The 16,574-nt window shown below is 74.9% G+C and carries 16 protein-coding genes; 10 read left to right on the top strand and 6 right to left on the bottom strand.

What is annotated here, in order from left to right; all coding sequences use genetic code 11:
- Positions 1 to 79: 79 nt before the first annotated feature.
- The 8 genes from rapZ to EV189_RS15820 all read left to right on the top strand — a co-directional run bounded on the left by rapZ (position 80) and on the right by EV189_RS15820 (position 7,030).
- A complete protein-coding gene (gene rapZ, locus EV189_RS20790) occupies positions 80 to 928 on the top strand; it encodes an RNase adapter RapZ (RefSeq protein ID WP_407938153.1) in 849 nt (282 codons plus the stop codon).
- Positions 925 to 1,968: a gluconeogenesis factor YvcK family protein gene (locus EV189_RS20785; RefSeq protein ID WP_269204197.1), complete on the top strand. Its 1,044-nt coding sequence runs from the start codon at positions 925 to 927 to the stop codon at positions 1,966 to 1,968. The genes rapZ and EV189_RS20785 overlap by 4 nt, the downstream gene beginning before the upstream one ends.
- Positions 1,959 to 2,957, top strand: coding sequence for a DNA-binding protein WhiA (gene whiA, locus EV189_RS15845; protein WP_130493958.1), 999 nt, complete (start codon positions 1,959 to 1,961; stop codon positions 2,955 to 2,957). The genes EV189_RS20785 and whiA overlap by 10 nt, the downstream gene beginning before the upstream one ends.
- A 130-nt stretch (positions 2,958 to 3,087) precedes the next feature.
- The gene (gene gap / locus EV189_RS15840) at positions 3,088 to 4,095 is read left to right on the top strand and encodes a type I glyceraldehyde-3-phosphate dehydrogenase (RefSeq protein WP_130493957.1); all 1,008 of its coding nucleotides are present in this window, start codon (positions 3,088 to 3,090) and stop codon (positions 4,093 to 4,095) included.
- 127 nt (positions 4,096 to 4,222) lie between these two features.
- Positions 4,223 to 5,449 carry a phosphoglycerate kinase gene (locus tag EV189_RS20780; protein WP_130493956.1) on the top strand — a complete coding sequence of 409 codons (1,227 nt, stop codon included), beginning with the start codon at positions 4,223 to 4,225 and terminating at the stop codon, positions 5,447 to 5,449.
- Positions 5,450 to 5,452: 3 nt separating this feature from the next.
- The gene (gene tpiA, locus EV189_RS20775; protein WP_130493955.1) at positions 5,453 to 6,256 is read left to right on the top strand and encodes a triose-phosphate isomerase; all 804 of its coding nucleotides are present in this window, start codon (positions 5,453 to 5,455) and stop codon (positions 6,254 to 6,256) included.
- Between the two features lie 69 nt (positions 6,257 to 6,325).
- Positions 6,326 to 6,565 carry a preprotein translocase subunit SecG gene (gene secG / locus EV189_RS15825; protein WP_269204196.1) on the top strand — a complete coding sequence of 80 codons (240 nt, stop codon included), beginning with the start codon at positions 6,326 to 6,328 and terminating at the stop codon, positions 6,563 to 6,565.
- Positions 6,566 to 6,676: 111 nt separating this feature from the next.
- Positions 6,677 to 7,030 (top strand): RNA polymerase-binding protein RbpA, encoded by a 354-nt coding sequence (locus tag EV189_RS15820; protein ID WP_130493954.1) that lies wholly within the window; start codon positions 6,677 to 6,679, stop codon positions 7,028 to 7,030.
- Between the two features lie 83 nt (positions 7,031 to 7,113).
- On the opposite strand, the gene pgl is transcribed toward EV189_RS15820, so the two are convergent.
- The 5 genes from pgl to tkt all read right to left on the bottom strand — a co-directional run bounded on the left by pgl (position 7,114) and on the right by tkt (position 13,986).
- A complete protein-coding gene (gene pgl / locus EV189_RS15815) occupies positions 7,114 to 7,845 on the bottom strand; it encodes a 6-phosphogluconolactonase (protein WP_130493953.1) in 732 nt (243 codons plus the stop codon).
- Positions 7,842 to 8,942 (bottom strand): glucose-6-phosphate dehydrogenase assembly protein OpcA, encoded by a 1,101-nt coding sequence (locus tag EV189_RS15810; RefSeq protein ID WP_130493952.1) that lies wholly within the window; start codon positions 8,940 to 8,942, stop codon positions 7,842 to 7,844. Before EV189_RS15810 ends, pgl begins: the two co-directional genes overlap by 4 nt.
- Before the next feature lie 94 nt (positions 8,943 to 9,036).
- Entirely contained in the window at positions 9,037 to 10,593 is a 1,557-nt protein-coding gene (zwf, locus tag EV189_RS15805; protein ID WP_130493951.1) for a glucose-6-phosphate dehydrogenase, read from the bottom strand.
- A gap of 45 nt (positions 10,594 to 10,638) precedes the next feature.
- On the bottom strand, positions 10,639 to 11,817 hold the full coding sequence (tal, locus tag EV189_RS15800; RefSeq protein WP_130493950.1) for a transaldolase: 1,179 nt from the start codon (positions 11,815 to 11,817) through the stop codon (positions 10,639 to 10,641).
- Between the two features lie 48 nt (positions 11,818 to 11,865).
- Positions 11,866 to 13,986, bottom strand: coding sequence for a transketolase (tkt, locus tag EV189_RS15795; RefSeq protein ID WP_130493949.1), 2,121 nt, complete (start codon positions 13,984 to 13,986; stop codon positions 11,866 to 11,868).
- A gap of 140 nt (positions 13,987 to 14,126) precedes the next feature.
- On the opposite strand from tkt, the gene EV189_RS15790 reads away from it, so the two are divergent.
- Positions 14,127 to 15,113 (top strand): heme o synthase, encoded by a 987-nt coding sequence (locus EV189_RS15790; protein ID WP_231116461.1) that lies wholly within the window; start codon positions 14,127 to 14,129, stop codon positions 15,111 to 15,113.
- A gap of 50 nt (positions 15,114 to 15,163) precedes the next feature.
- Positions 15,164 to 15,565, top strand: coding sequence for an HNH endonuclease (locus EV189_RS15785; protein WP_130493948.1), 402 nt, complete (start codon positions 15,164 to 15,166; stop codon positions 15,563 to 15,565).
- An 11-nt stretch (positions 15,566 to 15,576) separates the two neighbouring features.
- On the opposite strand, the gene EV189_RS20295 is transcribed toward EV189_RS15785, so the two are convergent.
- Positions 15,577 to 16,446, bottom strand: a complete 870-nt coding sequence (locus EV189_RS20295) for a lysylphosphatidylglycerol synthase domain-containing protein (protein WP_165400334.1) — start codon at positions 16,444 to 16,446, stop codon at positions 15,577 to 15,579.
- Between the last annotated feature and the right edge of the window lie 128 nt (positions 16,447 to 16,574).

Genomic DNA, 16,574 nt, shown 5'->3' with positions numbered 1-16,574 from the left:
GCACGACGAGGGGACGCACGTGACGGACGAGGCGACCGCAGCGGAGCCGGCGGCGGCGGGCGGCCCGCGCCCGGTGGAGATGGCGCTGGTCACCGGCATGTCGGGCGCCGGGCGCAGCACGGCGGCGCACGCGCTCGAGGACCTCGGCTGGTACGTCGTGGACAACCTGCCGCCCTCGCTGCTCCCCCGCCTCGCCGACCTCGGCGGCCGCACCTCGGGCGAGGTCGAGCGCATCGCCGCCGTGGTCGACGTGCGCAGCCTGGCGTTCACCGCCGACCTGCGCGCGGCCGTCGAGGACCTGCACGCCCACGGCTCGCGCACCCGCACGCTCTTCCTCGACGCCACCGACGACGTGCTCGTCCGGCGCTTCGAGTCCAACCGGCGCCCCCACCCGCTCCAGGGCATCGGGCGCATCCTCGACGGCATCAGCGCGGAGCGGCGCATCCTCGAGGAGCTGCGGGCCGCAGCCGACGTCGTCCTCGACACGAGCACGCTCAACGTCCACCAGCTCGCCGACGCGGTCGCCCGCCACTTCGGCGCCGAGGACGGCCGCGGGCTGCACGTCACGGTCATGTCGTTCGGCTACAAGTACGGCCTGCCCGTCGACGCGGACCTCGTGGCCGACTGCCGGTTCCTGCCGAACCCGCACTGGGTCCCCGAGCTCCGGCCGCAGACCGGGCGCGACGCCCCGGTCCGCGACTACGTCTTCGCCCAGCCCGGCGCGGAGGAGTTCGTCACCGGCTACGCCCAGCTGCTCCAGGTCATCGCCCCGGGCTACGAGCGGGAGGGCAAGCACTACGCCACCGTCGCCATCGGCTGCACCGGCGGCAAGCACCGCTCCGTGGCGATGAGCGAGCGCCTCACCGGACTGCTCCGCGAGCGGGGGCTGGACGTCTCCGTCGCGCACCGCGACCTGGGGCGCGAGTGACACCGGCGGAGGAGCGCCCGGGGGCGGAGGGTCCCGCCGTCGTCGCGCTCGGCGGCGGCCACGGCCTCGCCGCCTCGCTCTCCGCGCTGCGCCGCGTGACCGGCAGCCTCACGGCTGTCGTCACCGTGGCCGACGACGGCGGGTCCAGCGGCCGCCTGCGCGGTGAGCTCGGGGTGCTGCCCCCGGGCGACCTGCGCCAGGCGCTCGCCGCGCTCTGCGGCGACGACGAGTGGGGGCGCACCTGGGCCGAGGTCGTCCAGCACCGCTTCGTCAGCTCCGGGGAGCTGCACGGCCACGCGCTCGGCAACCTGCTCATCGTCGCGCTCTGGGAGCGGCTCGGCGGCGACATCGTCGCCGCGCTCGACTGGATGGGGCGGCTGCTCGGGGTGCAGGGGCGCGTCCTGCCGATGGCCGAGGTGCCGCTCGACATCGCGGCGACGGTGCGCGGAGCCGACCCCGCCCGCCCCGACGACGTCACCGTCGTGCGCGGCCAGGTCGCCTCCGCCACGACCGCCGGGCAGGTCCTCGGCATCCGGCTCACGCCCGAGCGGCCGCCCGCCTGCCCGCAGGCCGTCGAGGCGATCTCGGCCGCCGACTGGGTCGTCCTCGGCCCGGGCTCGTGGTTCACCAGCGTGCTGCCGCACCTCCAGGTGCCGGGTCTCGCCCGCGCGCTGCAGGACACCGGCGCGCGACGGCTGCTCTGCCTCAACCTCGCCGCCCAGGAGGGCGAGACCAGCGGCTACACCGCGGAGGCGCACGTCGAGGTGCTGCTCGCGCACGCCCCGGGCCTGCGCCTCGACGTCGTGCTCGCCGACCCGGGCTCCGTCGGCGACGCGGACGCGCTGCGCTCCGTCGTGTCGTCCGCCGGGGGCCGGCTGGTGCTCGCGCCCGTCGCGGCGGACGGGGCGCCCGACCGGCACGACCCGGAGCGGCTCGCACGTGCGTACGCTTCGGTGTTCGCCGAGGAGCGGCGCCGGGACGCCGGCTCCTCGCAGGAGACGGGCCAGGGGCCCGAGCAGGGGAGGGCGCAATGGCGATGACCGCCGCGGTCAAGGACGAGCTGAGCCGGCTGCCCGTGACGAAGTCGTGCTGCCGCAAGTCGGAGGTCGCCGCGCTGCTGCGCTTCGCTGGCGGCCTGCACATCGTCGACGGCTCCATCGTCGTGGAGGCCGAGCTCGACGCGGGCCAGACCGCGCGCCGGCTGCGCCGCGACCTCGCCGACGTCTTCGGGGCGCAGGCGGAGCTCTCCATCGTGGCGCCCGGGGGCCTGCGGCGCGGCAACCGCTACGTCCTGCGCGTCACCCGCGACGGCGAGGCGCTCGCCCGGCAGACCGGGCTGCTCGACGGCCGCGGCCGCCCGGTGCGCGGGCTCCCCGCGCAGGTCGTCTCCGGCGGCGTCTGCGACGCCGAGGCCGCGTGGCGAGGGGCGTTCCTCGCGCACGGCTCGCTCACCGAGCCGGGCCGCTCGTCCTCGCTCGAGGTGACCTGCCCCGGTCCGGAGGCCGCGCTCGCCCTCGTGGGTGCCGCGCGCCGCCTCGGCGTGCCCAACATCAAGGCCCGCGACGTCCGCGGGGTCGACCGCGTCGTGGTCCGCGACGGCGACATGATCGGCGCGCTGCTCACCCGGCTCGGCGCCCACCAGAGCCTGCTGGCCTGGGAGGAGCGGCGGATGCGCCGCGAGGTCCGCGCCACCGCCAACCGCCTGGCGAACTTCGACGACGCCAACCTGCGCCGCTCGGCCCGCGCCGCGGTGGCGTCGGGCGCGCGGGTGGCGCGCGCGCTCGAGATCCTCGGCGAGGAGACGCCCGACCACCTGCGCGGTGCCGGCGAGCTGCGCCTCGAGCACAAGCAGGCGAGCCTCGAGGAGCTCGGCGCCCTTGCCGACCCGCCGATGACGAAGGACGCGATCGCCGGGCGCATCCGGCGCCTGCTCGCGCTCGCCGACAAGCGGGCGCAGGAGCTCGGCGTCCCCGGGACCGAGTCGTCCGTCCCCGCCGACGCCGTCGGCGCCGACCTGCAGGACGACTAGCCGCAGCCCGTCCCGCCTCGTGCCCGCTAGGGGGCGTCCCGTCCCGTGGACCCTCGGGACGGCCCTCGCCCCGGGCGCGGTAGGCTCCCCCCGGATCGACAGACGGTTCGTCCCAGGCATGGAGTGCACAGTGACGGTACGCGTTGGCATCAACGGTTTCGGGCGCATCGGGCGCAACTACTTCCGGGCGATCCTCGCCTCGGGCGCCGATGTCGAGGTGGTCGGGGTCAACGACCTGACCGACAACGAGACCCTCGCCCACCTGCTCAAGTACGACAGCATCCTCGGCCGCCTCGGCCGCGAGGTCACCTTCGACGACGAGTACATCGTCGTCGGCGGCCAGAAGATCCGCACGCTGGCCGAGCGCGACCCCGCCGCCCTCCCGTGGGGCGACCTGGGCGCGGACGTGGTCATCGAGTCGACCGGCCGCTTCACCAACGCCTCCGACGCGGGCAAGCACCTGCAGGGCGGCGCGAAGAAGGTCATCATCTCGGCGCCCGCCAAGGACGAGGACATCACCATCGTCATGGGCGTCAACCACGAGAAGTACGACCCCGCGTCGCACCACATCATCTCCAACGCCTCGTGCACGACGAACTGCCTCGCCCCCATGGCGAAGGTGCTGCTCGAGGAGTTCGGGATCGTCAAGGGCCTCATGACGACGATCCACGCCTACACCAACGACCAGGTCATCCTGGACTTCCCGCACAAGGACCTGCGCCGCGCGCGGGCCGCTGCGACCAACATCATCCCGACGACGACGGGTGCCGCGAAGGCCATCTCGCTCGTCATCCCGGAGCTCAAGGGCAAGCTCGACGGCTACGCCCTGCGCGTCCCGGTGCCGACCGGCTCGGTCACCGACCTCACGGTGGAGCTCGAGCGCGAGGTCACCAAGGACGAGGTCAACGCCGCGCTCAAGGCCGCGTCCGAGGGCGCGCTGAAGGGCTACCTCGAGTACACCGAGGACCCGATCGTCTCCAGCGACATCGTCACCTCGCCGGCGAGCTGCACGCTCGACGCCTCGCTGACCAACGCCGCCAACGGCAACCAGGTCAAGGTCGTCGGCTGGTACGACAACGAGTGGGGCTACAGCAACCGCCTGGTCGACCTGACCGCGCTGGTCGGCTCCTCGCTCTGACGCACGTCCCCGCGCAGTCCCGGGCCCGGCTCCTCGCCGGGCCCGGGACTGTCGTGCGCCGGGCGCCCGTGCCTCCCGCCCGGCCCGCTCCGACCCCGCCCACCCCAGACCCCGAGGGGGCTCCGCTGTGAAGACCCTTGACGAGCTCGGCGACCTGCGCGGCCGCCGCGTCCTGGTCCGCTCCGACCTCAACGTCCCGATCGAGGGCGCGCCCGACGCGCCGCGGATCACCGACGACGGCCGGATCCGCGCCTCGCTGCCGACGATCCAGGCGCTCGTGGGCAAGGGCGCGCGCGTCGTCGTCGTCGCCCACCTCGGCCGCCCGAAGGGCGCACCGGACCCGAAGTACACCCTCGCCCCGGTCGCGGCGCGCCTCGCGGAGCTGCTCGGCGCCCCGGTCGCCTTCGCCGCGGACACCGTGGGCGACGAGGCCCGCGCCGCCGTCGACGGCCTGGGCGACGGCCAGGTCGCGCTGCTCGAGAACCTCCGCTTCAACGCGGGGGAGACCAGCAAGGACGACGCCGAGCGCGGGGCCTTCGCCGACGCGCTCGTCGCGCTGCTCGGGGAGGGCGGCGCGTACGTCGGTGACGGCTTCGGCGCCGTGCACCGCAAGCACGCCAGCGTCTACGACGTCCCGCAGCGCGTGCCTGCCGCGGTCGGCGGCCTCGTGCTCGCCGAGGTCGAGGTGCTGCGCCGGCTGACCTCCCCCGAGCGCCCGTACGCCGTGGTGCTCGGCGGGTCCAAGGTCTCCGACAAGCTCGGGGTCATCGACAACCTGCTCGGCGTCCTCGAGTCGGGCGACGCCCTGCTCGTCGGCGGCGGCATGCTCTTCACCTTCCTCAAGTCCCAGGGGCTCGAGGTCGGCAAGAGCCTGCTCGAGGAGGACCAGCTCGACACCGTCCGCGGCTACGCGGCCCGCGCGCAGGAGAAGGGCGTCCGCCTGCTGCTGCCGACCGACGTCGTCGTCGCCACCGCGTTCGCGGCCGACGCCGACCCGCAGGTCGTCGCGGCCGACGCCATCCCGGCCGACCGGCTCGGGCTCGACATCGGCCCGGAGTCCGCGCAGGCCTTCGCCGACGCGATCCGCGGTGCGCGCACGGTCTTCTGGAACGGCCCGATGGGCGTGTTCGAGATGGAGCCCTACGCCGGCGGGACCCGCGCGGTCGCCCAGGGCCTCGCCGACGCGACGGCGTCCGGCGCCCTCACCGTCGTCGGCGGCGGCGACTCGGCCGCGGCCGTGCGCGCCCTCGGCTTCGACGAGTCCTCGTTCGGACACATCTCCACCGGCGGTGGCGCGAGCCTCGAGTACCTCGAGGGCAAGCAGCTCCCCGGCCTGACTGCACTGGGAGCCTGACGCATGGCCAGCACCACCCGGAAGCCGCTGCTCGCGGGCAACTGGAAGATGACGCTCAACCACCTCGAGGCCATCCGCCTCGTCCAGGACCTCGCGTTCCGGCTGGACGAGAAGGACTTCGAGAAGGCCGACGTCGTCGTCCTGCCGCCCTTCGTCGACATCCGCAGCGTCCAGACGCTCGTCGACGGCGACGACCTGCGCATCGCGTACGGCGCGCAGGACATCAGCGCGCACGACAAGGGCGCCTACACCGGCGAGACCAGCGGCTCCATGCTCGCGAAGCTCGGCGTGACCTACGTCGTGGTCGGCCACTCGGAGCGCCGGCAGTACCACCACGAGGACGACGCGCTGGTCGGCGCCAAGGTCAAGGCCGCGCTGCGCCACGAGCTCACGCCCATCCTGTGCGTGGGCGAGGGGCTCGAGGTCCGCAAGGCCGGCGAGCACGTCGCCCACACCGTGGCGCAGCTGCTCGGCGCGCTCGACGGCCTCTCGGCCGAGGAGGTCGCGAAGGTCGTCGTCGCGTACGAGCCGGTCTGGGCCATCGGCACCGGCGAGGTCGCGACCCCCGAGGACGCGCAGGAGGTCTGCGCGGCGGTCCGCGCGGCTCTCGCGTCCACCTGGTCGCCCGAGGTCGCGGCCGCGGTCCGCGTGCTCTACGGCGGCTCGGTCAAGGGCTCGAACGCCGGCGCGATCATGGCGCAGGCCGACGTCGACGGCGCGCTCGTCGGCGGGGCCAGCCTCGACGCGGAGGACTTCACCCGGATCGTCCGCTTCGACGCCGCCCCCGAGGCCTCGCCCGCGTCGTAGGCTGTTCCCCTGCAGGGAGGCCTCGACCAACGGGCCCTCCCACGACCCCGTCCGTCCGGAAGGCTGCCCGTGCACATCGCTGAGATCGCGTTCGCGGTCCTGCTCATCATCACGAGCCTGCTCATGGTGCTGCTCGTGCTGCTGCACAAGGGCAAGGGCGGCGGCCTGTCCGACATGTTCGGCGGCGGCCTGTCGTCCTCGCTCGGCGGCTCGAGCGTGGTCGAGCGCAACCTCGACCGCCTCACCATCGGCGTGGGGACGATCTGGTTCGTCAGCGTCGTCGTGCTCGGCCTGCTCGCGAAGTCCTAGCAGGCCGGGCGCCCGCGCACACCGCGCGGGCGACCAGCACCCCGTCCGCCCAGGACGAACGCCCAGCACCCGCAGCACCCCCGCCCAGCAGCACCACCCGGAGGAGTCCCCGTGGCCAGTGGCAACGCCATCCGCGGCAGTCGAGTCGGCGCCGGTCCCATGGGCGAGGCGGAGCGCGGCGACACCGCGCCCCGGATCCGCGTCTCCTACTGGTGCGCCCGCGGCCACGAGTCGCGGCCGAGCTTCGCCGAGGAGGCGGGCGTCGAGCCGCCGGAGATCTGGGACTGCCCCCGCTGCGGGCTGCCCGCCGGCCAGGACAAGGACGACCCGCCCGCGGCGCCGCGCACGGAGCCGTACAAGACGCACCTCGCCTACGTGAAGGAGCGGCGCAGCGACGAGGACGGCGAGGCCATCCTCACCGAGGCGCTCGAGGCGCTGCGCCGGCGGCGCGGCGAGACGAGCTAGCGGCCGCAGGACCAGCACCACCGCCAGGAGACGACGAAGGGCCGGACCCCACCAGGGTCCGGCCCGTCGTCGTCGAGGCGGGGCTACGCGGGCAGGCGCTGCGCCGCCGCGCTGTCGAGGAACCAGACGGTGCGCTCGCGGCCGGTCACCGACCCCGCGGGGGCTACCCGGGGGTCCTCCGTGCCGGCGGCGAGGAGGACGGCGTCGGCCTTCTCGGCCCCGGCGGCCAGCAGCCAGACCTCCCGCGCGGCCGTGATGCTGCGCCGGCTGAGGCTCACCCGCGTCGGCGGCGGCTTGGGCGAGTCGTGCACGGGCACGGCGAGCGCGTCGTCCGCGAGCGCGGGGTGCCCGGGGAACAGCGACGCGATGTGCGCGTCCGGCCCGACGCCGAGCAGCACGACGTCGATCACGGGCAGCCCGCCGCTGCCGGCGTCGGCGAGCTCGCGGGCGTAGTACGCCGCGGCCTCCTCCACGCTGGTGCTCGCGTCGGGGCCGGGGACGGGGTGCACCTGCGCGGGGTCGATCGGCAGCGCGTCGATGAGCGCCTCCCGGGCCCCGGTCTCGTTGCGCTCGGGGTCGCCGGTCGGCAGGTAGCGCTCGTCGCCCCACCACAGCTGCACCGTGGACCAGTCGACCGACTCCGCCCGCTCGGCGAGGGCGCGCAGCGTGGCGGTGCCGATCCCGCCGCCGGTGAGCACGAGCGCCGCGGCGCCGCGCGCCGCCTGGGCGGCGGCCATGGCGGACACGAGGGCGTCGGCGACCACGCCGGCCAGCGCCGTCGCGTCAGGCGCGACGACGCGCTCCGCCGCGCTCACGAGCGCGCGGCGGCGTCGACGTCGTGCGGAGCGTCCTGCGCGGCGCCGTGGCCGTCGACGTCCTGCTCGCTGGAGCCCTCGGCGGGGTCGGTGCCGCCCGGCCCCTGCTCGCCGTCGCCGGTCGCCGGCTGCTGCTCCTGCGTCTCGAGCACGATGTCGGGCGTCGACTCGTCGCGCGGCCCCGGCGGGGGCGTCGACCCGGGAGCCGCGCCGGTCAGCACCTCGCCGTAGACCTCGTCGGCGTCGAGGCGGCGCAGCTCCTCCACGAGCAGCTCGGTGAGCGGGCGGCGCGGCAGGGCCACGGAGCGCTCGGGAGCGCCGGGCAGGGCCATCGCCGCGACGCGACCGTCGCCGCGCAGCAGCGTGAGCTGCCCCCCGTCGGTGTCGAGCCGCACCCCGGTGATGCCGGGCCCGTCGGTGGTGACGCGGGCGACCTGCACGCCGAGCCGCGCCTCGACCCAGCGGGCGAGGAGCTCGGCGCTGGGGCTGTCGGGCTCGCTCTCGACGGTGGCGCCGTGGACGACCGGGGTGACCTGGTCGAACGCGCCCGCGAGGAACGTGCGCCACTGCGTCAGCCGGGTCCAGGACAGGTCCGTGTCGCCGGGGGAGTAGCCGCGCGCCCGCTCGGCGAGCTCGGCCAGCGGGTCGTCGCAGGACGCGGCGTCGGTGATGCGCCGCTGCGCGAGAGCGCCGATCGGGTGGGCCGAGGGGTCCTGCGGTGCGGTGCCGGGCCACCAGGCCACGACCGGCGCGTCCGGGAGCAGCAGGGGCAGCACCACGCTGTCCGGGTGGTGCGCGAGCTCGCCGTGCAGGCGGAGCAGCACGACCTCCCCCGGACCCGTCTCGCCGCTGGTGCGCACCTCGGCGTCGAGCCGGGCGTCGCCGCGGCCCGGGCGGGCCACGACGACGAGGATGCGCGACGGGTGCTCGCGGGAGGCCGACGTCGCCGCCTTGAGCGCGTCGTAGTGGCCCTGCTCGTCGGTGACGATGACGAGCGTGAGCACCGCGCCGGTCGCGGGCGACCCGCTGCGCCGGCGTGCCTCGAGGATGGCGGCCGAGATCTTGCTCGCTGTCGTGTCGGTGAGGTCGATGTTCACGCTGCCCGCCTCTCGCGGCGTCGTCGGGAGGACCGGGGCGACCCGGCGCAGGCCGGGCGCAGAGCAGGGCGCACGGCCGGGCTCACGGCCGGGCTCACGGCCGGCGCCAGGCGCGGCCGTCGCGCGCCATCATCTCGTCCGCCGAGCGGGGGCCCCACGTGCCCGAGGCGTACTGGTCGGGCTGGGGCAGGCCGCGCCAGTACTCCTCGATCGGGTCGAGGATCCGCCAGGAGCTCTCGACCTCCTCGTGGCGCGGGAACAGCGGCGGGTCGCCGAGCAGCACGTCGAGGATGAGCCGCTCGTAGGCCTCCGGGCTGGACTCGGTGAACGAGTGGCCGTACGCGAAGTCCATGGTCACGTCGCGCACCTCCATCGAGGTGCCGGGGACCTTGGAGCCGAAGCGCACCGTCATGCCCTCGTCGGGCTGGATGCGCATGACGAGCGCGTTCTGCCCCAGCTCCTCCACCGCGTTGCGGGTGAAGGGCAGGTGCGGGGCGCGCTGGAAGACGACCGCGACCTCGGTGACGCGGCGCGCCAGCCGCTTGCCGGTGCGCAGGTAGAACGGGACACCCGCCCAGCGGCGGGTCTCGATCTCGAGCTTCACCGCGGCGTAGGTCTCCGTGGTGGAGTCCCCGGGGATGCCCTCCTCGTCGAGGAAGCCGGGGACCTTGACGCCGCCCTGCCAGCCGGCGGCGTACTGGCCGCGGGCGGTCGCCGTCGAGAGGTTGAGCGGCGCGTGCGTCGCGCCCAGCACCTTGAGCTTCTCCAGGCGCAGGTCGCGGGCGTCGAAGGAGACCGGCTCCTCCATCGCCGTCAGGGCGAGCAGCTGGAGGAGGTGGTTCTGGATGACGTCGCGGGCGGCGCCGATGCCGTCGTAGTAGCCGGCGCGGCCCCCGATGCCGATGTCCTCGCCCATCGTGATCTGGACGTGGTCGACGTAGCTGCGGTTCCAGATCGGCTCGAACATCTGGTTGGCGAACCGCAGCGCCAGGATGTTCTGGACCGTCTCCTTGCCGAGGTAGTGGTCGATGCGGAAGACCGACGCCGGCTGGAAGACGTCCGCGACGATCGCGTTGAGCTCCTGCGCGCTGGCCAGGTCGTGGCCGAACGGCTTCTCGATGACGACGCGGCGCCAGGCGTGCTCCGGGCCGTCGGCGAGCCCGGTCTCCTTGAGCTGGCGGACGACGTCGGGGAAGAACTTCGGCGGCACCGAGAGGTAGAACGCGTGGTTGCCGCCGGTGCCGCGCTTCTCGTCGAGCTCCTGGATGGTCTGGCGCAGCTGCTCGAAGGCCGCCTTGTCGCCGAACTCACCGGGGACGAAGCGGATGCCCTCCGCGAGCTGCTGCCAGACCTCCTCGCGGAACGGGGTGCGGGCGTACTCCTTCACCGCGTCGTGGACGACCTGGGCGAAGTCCTGGTCGGCCCAGTCGCGCCGGGCGAAGCCCGTGAGGGCGAAGCCCGGTGGCAGCAGTCCGCGGTTGGCGAGGTCGTAGATCGCGGGCATGAGCTTCTTGCGCGACAGGTCGCCCGTGACGCCGAAGATGACGAGCCCGCAGGGCCCCGCCACGCGGGGGAGCCGGCGGTCGCGGAGGTCGCGGAGCGGGTTGGACCCGGGCAGCGTGCCGGGGGCGAGCGGGTCGCTCGCAGTCATGGGCGGAGCCTTCCCTCGGGAGCGGTGCGTGGAGTCGCGAGCGGGCTACTTCGATGCGGCCGACGGGCCGTCGCCGGCCGGCGACGTGGAGCCGTCGGGGGCGACCTCGGCCCCGAGCTTCTCCAGCTCGCCCGACACGGAGTCGATGAGCTCGTTCCAGCTGACCTCGAACTTGTCCAGGCCCTCGTCCTCGAGCGCCTGCACGACGTCGTCGTAGTCGACGCCGACCGCGGCGAGCGCGTCGAGCACCTGCTGGGCCTCGGCGTAGGAGCCGCGGACCTGGTCGCCCTTGACGACGCCGTGGTCGGCGACGGCCTCGAGCGTCGCCTCGGGCATGGTGTTGACCGTCCCGGGCGCGGCGAGGTCCACGACGTACATGGTGTCGTCGTAGGACGGGTCCTTCACGCCGGTCGAGGCCCAGAGCGGGCGCTGCGGGCGGCCGCCGACGGCCTCGAGCGCCTTCCAGCGCTCACCGCCGAAGACCTGCTCGTAGTGCTGGTACGCGAGGCGCGCGTTCGCGACGGCGGCCTTGCCGCGCAGCGCCTTCGCCTCGTCGGAGCCGAGCTTGTCGAGCCGCTTGTCGATCTCGGTGTCGACGCGGCTGACGAAGAAGGAGGCGACGCTCTCGATCGGCTCGAGCGGCAGGCCGGCGGCCCGGGCGCGCTCGATGCCCTCGACGAAGGCGTCCATGACGGCGTCGTAGCGCTCGAGGGAGAAGATGAGCGTGACGTTGACGCTGATGCCCTCGGCGAGCAGCTGGCTGATCGCCGGCAGCCCCTCCTTCGTGGCCGGGACCTTGATGAACAGGTTCGGCCGGTCGACGAGCCACCACAGCGCGCGGGCCTCGGCCAGCGTGCGCTCGGTGTCGTGCGAGAGGCGGGGGTCGACCTCGATGGAGACGCGGCCGTCGCTGCCGCCGCTCGCCTCCCAGACCGGCTTGAGCACGTCGCACGCCCAGCGCACGTCGTACGTCGTGACCGAGCGCAGCGCCTCGCCGACGTCGACGCCGCGCAGCGCGAGCTGGCGCAGCTGCTCGTCGTAGACGGCGGAGCCGCTGATCGCCTTCTGGAAGATCGTCGGGTTGGTCGTGACGCCCACGACGGCGCGGTCGCGCACGAGGGCGGCGAGGTTCCCGCTCTGCAGGCGGGCCCGGGAGAGGTCGTCGAGCCAGATGGCGACGCCCTCGTCGCTCAGCTGGCGCAGCGGATCGGTGGTCGTGCTCACGGTTCCTCCTGGTGGTGGTCGTGCTCGCCGGGCCCCTCCCGCGGGGCCTCAGTTCCCGGTGGTGCTGCCCTTGATCGTCGACGCCTTGGCGATGCTCGCCTGCGCCGCTGCCGCGACCCGCTCGGCGGTGAAGCCGAACTGCTCGTAGAGGACCTTGTAGGACGCGCTGGCGCCGAAGTGCTCGATGCTCACGGGCTCGCCCGCGTCACCGAGGTACTTCCACCAGCCCTGCGCGATGCCGGCCTCGACCGAGACGCGCGCGCGGACCGAGGGCGGGAGCACCGTCGACTTGTAGGCCTCGTCCTGCTCCTCGAACCACTCGAGGCACGGGGCGGAGACGACGCGCGTGGGGACGCCCGCGGCCTCGAGCTGCTCGCGCGCGGCGACCGCGATCTGCACCTCGGAGCCGGTCGCGATGATGAGGACGTCGGGCTGGCCGTTCGAGGCCTCCTGCAGGACGTACGCGCCCTTGGCGACGCCCTCGACGCTGGCGAAGCCGCCCTCGGGGGAGCGGTCGTAGGTCGGGACGCCCTGGCGGGTCAGCGCCAGCGCGTGCGGGGCGTCGTCGCGCTCGAGGATCGTGCGCCAGGCGACGGCGGTCTCGTTGGCGTCGCCCGGGCGGACGACGTTGAGGCCGGGGACCGCCCGCAGCGACCAGAGGTGCTCGATCGGCTGGTGGGTCGGGCCGTCCTCGCCGAGGCCGATCGAGTCGTGCGTCCAGACGTAGGTGACCGGCGCCTTCATCAGCGCCGCGAGGCGCACCGCGCCGCGCATGTAGTCGCTGAACACGAGGAAGGTGCCGCCGAAGACGCGCGTCCCGCCGTGCAGCGCGATGCCGTTGAGCGCGGCGCCCATCGCGTGCTCGCGGATGCCGAAGTGGAGGTTGCGGCCGTAGGGGCTGACGCCCTTGGCGCCCGACTCGGGGGAGCCGAACGAGCCGCCGCCCTCGATGAAGGTGAGGTTGGACTCGTGGAGGTCGGCCGAGCCGCCCCAGAACTCGGGGAGCGCCCGGGCGATGGCGTTGATGGTCTCGCCGCTCGCCTTGCGGGTGGCGACCTCCTTGCCCGCGGGGAACACCGGGATCGCCTCGGTCCACCCGGCCGGCAGCCGGCGGGCGGCGATGCGGTCGAACTCGGCGGCGCGCTCGGCCTCGCGCTCGCGCCAGGCCGCGAAGCCCTGCTCCCACTCGGCGTGGAGCGCCCGACCGCGGGCGACGACGCCGCGCACGTGCTCGAGCAGGTCCTCCGGCACGTCGAAGGACTTCGTCGGGTCGAGCCCGAGGACCTCCTTCGTCGCCGCCACCTCGGCGGCGCCGAGCGCCGAGCCGTGCGCCTTCGCGGTGTTCTGCGCGTTGGGGGCCGGCCACGCGATGATCGAGCGCACCGCCACGATGGAGGGGCGGCCCTTCTCGTCGCGCGCCGCGCTCAGCGCCGCGTGCAGCGCCTGGACGTCCTCGGCGTCGTCGACGCGCTGGACGTGCCAGCCGTACGCCTCGTAGCGGGCGAGGACGTCCTCGCTGAACGCCACGTCGGTGTCGCCGTCGATGGAGATGTGGTTGTCGTCGTAGAGGACGACGAGGCCGCCGAGGCGCAGGTGGCCGGCGAGGCTCGCGGCCTCCGCCTGCACGCCCTCCTCCATGTCGCCGTCGGAGGCGATGACCCAGGTCGTGGTGTCGAAGGGGCTCTCGCCCGCCGCCGCCTCGGGGTCGAACAGCCCGCGCTCGTACTGCTGCGCGATCGCGAAGCCGACGGCGGTGGAGATGCCCTGGCCGAGCGGGCCGGTCGTCGTCTCCACGCCGTTGGTGTGACCGTGCTCAGGGTGGCCCGGGGTGAGGCTGCCCCACTGGCGCAGGTGCGCCAGGTCGTCGACCGTCAGGCCGTAGCCCGAGTAGAACAGCTGGGTGTAGAGCGTGATGCTCGAGTGCCCGGCGGAGAGCACGAAGCGGTCGCGCCCGGCCCACTGCGAGTCGCTCGGGTCGTGGCGCAGCAGCTTCTGGAAGATGAGGTACGCCGCGGGGGCGAGGCTCATCGCCGTCCCCGGGTGCCCGGACCCGGCGCGCTCCACGGCGTCCATCGCCAGCGCACGGGCGGTGTCGACGGCCTTGCGGTCCTGGTCTGTCCACTCGAGCTTCGAGGCGGTGCTCTGGCTCGCGCTGTCGGTGTTGGCCACTCGCGGGTCTCCCTCCGGACTGTCTCGGTCCGACCCTATCCCTGCCCGGTGTCGCGCTCGTCACGCGCCGTCCGCACTGTCGTCCGGGCCACAGCGGCTAGGCTGAGGACGTCCGTGTCCGCGACGCCCCGAGGTGCTCTGTGACGGCTGTCGACCCGCGGCCGGCCCTGCCGGTGCCGGCCCATGGGAGCAGCGCCCCCACCCTCGCCGCGGAGCCCGTCGCCGCCCGCTCGCGCGGGCCCGTCGACACCGTCCGGGCGTACGTCGCGCTCACCAAGCCGCGGATCATCGAGCTGCTGCTCGTCACGACGATCCCCACGATGCTGCTGGCCGCGCACGGCCTGCCGGGCCTCGGCGTCACCGTGGCCACGCTCGTCGGCGGCTTCCTCGCGGCCGGCAGCGCCAACGCGCTGAACTGCTACCTCGACCGCGACATCGACAAGGTCATGCACCGCACCGAGCGCCGGCCGCTCGCGACGGGCGCGGTGTCGCCGCGCGAGGCCCTCGTCTTCGGGCTCGTGCTGGGGGCGCTGAGCGTCGGGCTGTTCACGGCCGTCGTCAACCTGCTCTCGGCGGGGCTGGCGCTCGCTGCGATCGCGTTCTACGTCCTCGTCTACACCCTGGTGCTCAAGCGCCGGACCCCGCAGAACATCGTGTGGGGCGGTGCCGCTGGCTGCATGCCGGTGCTCATCGGCTGGGCCGCGGTCACGGACTCGCTGTCCTGGGCGCCCGTCGTGCTGTTCCTCGTCGTGTTCCTCTGGACGCCGCCGCACTACTGGCCGCTCGCCATGCGCTTCCGCGAGGACTACGGCCGGGCGGGCGTGCCCATGCTGCCGGTCGTCGCCGGCGACGTCGCGGTCGCGCGGCAGATCGTCGCGTACAGCTGGGCCATGGTCGCGGCGTCGGTGGCGCTCTGGCCGGTCGCCGGCACCGGCTGGGTCTACGGCGTCGCCAGCCTGGCGCTCGGCGCCGCCTTCCTCGTCGAGGCGCACGCGCTGCTCGGCCGCGCCCGCCGCGGGCTCGCCGGCGCCGCGCTGAAGCCGATGCGGCTGTTCCACGGCTCGATCAGCTACCTCTCGCTGCTGTTCGTGGCCGTGGCCGCGGCACCGCTGCTGCCGGGGCGCTGAGCACCTCCGGCCACCGGGCGACGGGCCCCCGGCGGACGTAGCGTCGAGGGGTGCCCCGCCCCGCTCCGACCTCCGGCCCGCGCCAGCCCGGCCGCGCCGCGCGGCTGCAGCTCGCCATCGCGCGCGACGGTGCGGTCTGCGTGTGGTGCGGGAGGGCGCTCACCGGTCTGGTCGAGGCGACCCGCGAGCACCTCGTCCCGCGGGCGCGCGGCGGCCCGTCGTGGCTGGAGAACGAGGTGCCGGCCTGCCGCCGCTGCAACCGCGAGCGCGGCCACCGCCCGGTCGTGGAGTGGCTCGAGGAGTGCGAGCGGCGCGGCTGGTCCCCCGACACGGGGACCGTCGAGCGGTCGCTCAGCGCCCTCGCCGCCGCCATCGGGCGACGGGGCGGCCAGCGCCGGGCAGCGGCGTACGTCGTGGCGCAGCAGCGCCGGCTGGCGCGCCGCGCGGCCTGAGCGGGGGGGCGCTAGGCGGCGGCGAGCGCCGGGCCGGAGCGGCGGCGGCGCACCTTCGCGACGAGCAGGCAGCCGCCGCCGAGCAGCAGGGCGGGCCCCCAGGCGAGCGTGGCCTTGAGCGCGACCGCGGCGACCGCCGTCAGCGTGGGGATGCCGAGCCCGACCAGGGCGATGACGAGCGCCGCGTCGCGCGGGCCCGCGCCCTGCGGGCCGGGCAGCACGCCGGCGAGGTTGCTCGCCCCGAGGGCGCCGAGCACGGCGACGGGGTCCGCGGAGGCACCGGCCGAGTGCAGCGTCCCGAGCAGCAGCGCGAGCACGGAGGCCTGGTAGCCGATCGAGAGCAGCAGCCCCTTCGCCAGCGAGCGCAGCGACGGGAGCGGGCGCCGGGGCAGCCACTCCGGGCGGAGCAGCGCGACGCCGAGCAGCGCCACGCCGCCGAGCGCGACGGCGCCGAGCACCCCGAGCAGCAGGCGCACGGGCAGCGCGGTCCCGGCGAGGCCGACGAAGACCGCCGCGCCCAGGGCACCGACCACGCGGTCGAGTCCGACCTCGGCGACGGCGGAGCTGCGCTGCAGCCCGACCGCGGAGAGCCGCTTGACGCGCCAGAGGTCGGCGCCGATGTGGCCGGGGGTGAGCAGGCCGAGCAGCTCGGACTCGGCGTAGGCCGCGGTGTGCCAGCGCCGGCCCCGCCCGCTCTCCGAGAACCCGTGCCAGCGCAGCGGGCAGAGCACGTACTTGCCGGCGGTCCACACGGCGAGCCCGAGCAGGGCCGGCCAGGGGGACACGGCGTGCAGCCGGGGCAGCGTCACGGCCGGCACGGCGACGGCGACGGCCGCGGCCAGGAGCGGGCAGAGCCACCGGGGCGGTCGCAGGGAGCGCACGGGTCCTCTCCTCGCGGTCGGTCGACGTGGGGCGCGGGACCTGGAGCAGGGGTCCCACAAACTCCGTCGGCAGCGACGAGGGCGAGTTGACGGTCCCGGGACCGGCCGACCGGGTGGATCCGGCCGGC

It is taken from the genome of Motilibacter rhizosphaerae, assembly GCF_004216915.1.
Lineage (GTDB): Bacteria > Actinomycetota > Actinomycetes > Motilibacterales > Motilibacteraceae > Motilibacter > Motilibacter rhizosphaerae.
This window is presented reverse-complemented; position numbering and strand designations above follow the sequence as displayed.

Bases quoted from the DNA above. Each gene is read 5' to 3' on its own strand.
- rapZ (WP_407938153.1), top strand. From the start codon at position 80: ATGGCGCTGGTCACCGGCATGTCGGGCGCCGGGCGCAGCACGGCGGCG.
- whiA (WP_130493958.1), top strand. From the start codon at position 1,959: ATGGCGATGACCGCCGCGGTCAAGGACGAGCTGAGCCGGCTGCCCGTG.
- tpiA (WP_130493955.1), top strand. From the start codon at position 5,453: ATGGCCAGCACCACCCGGAAGCCGCTGCTCGCGGGCAACTGGAAGATG.
- zwf (WP_130493951.1), bottom strand. From the start codon at position 10,593: ATGACTGCGAGCGACCCGCTCGCCCCCGGCACGCTGCCCGGGTCCAAC.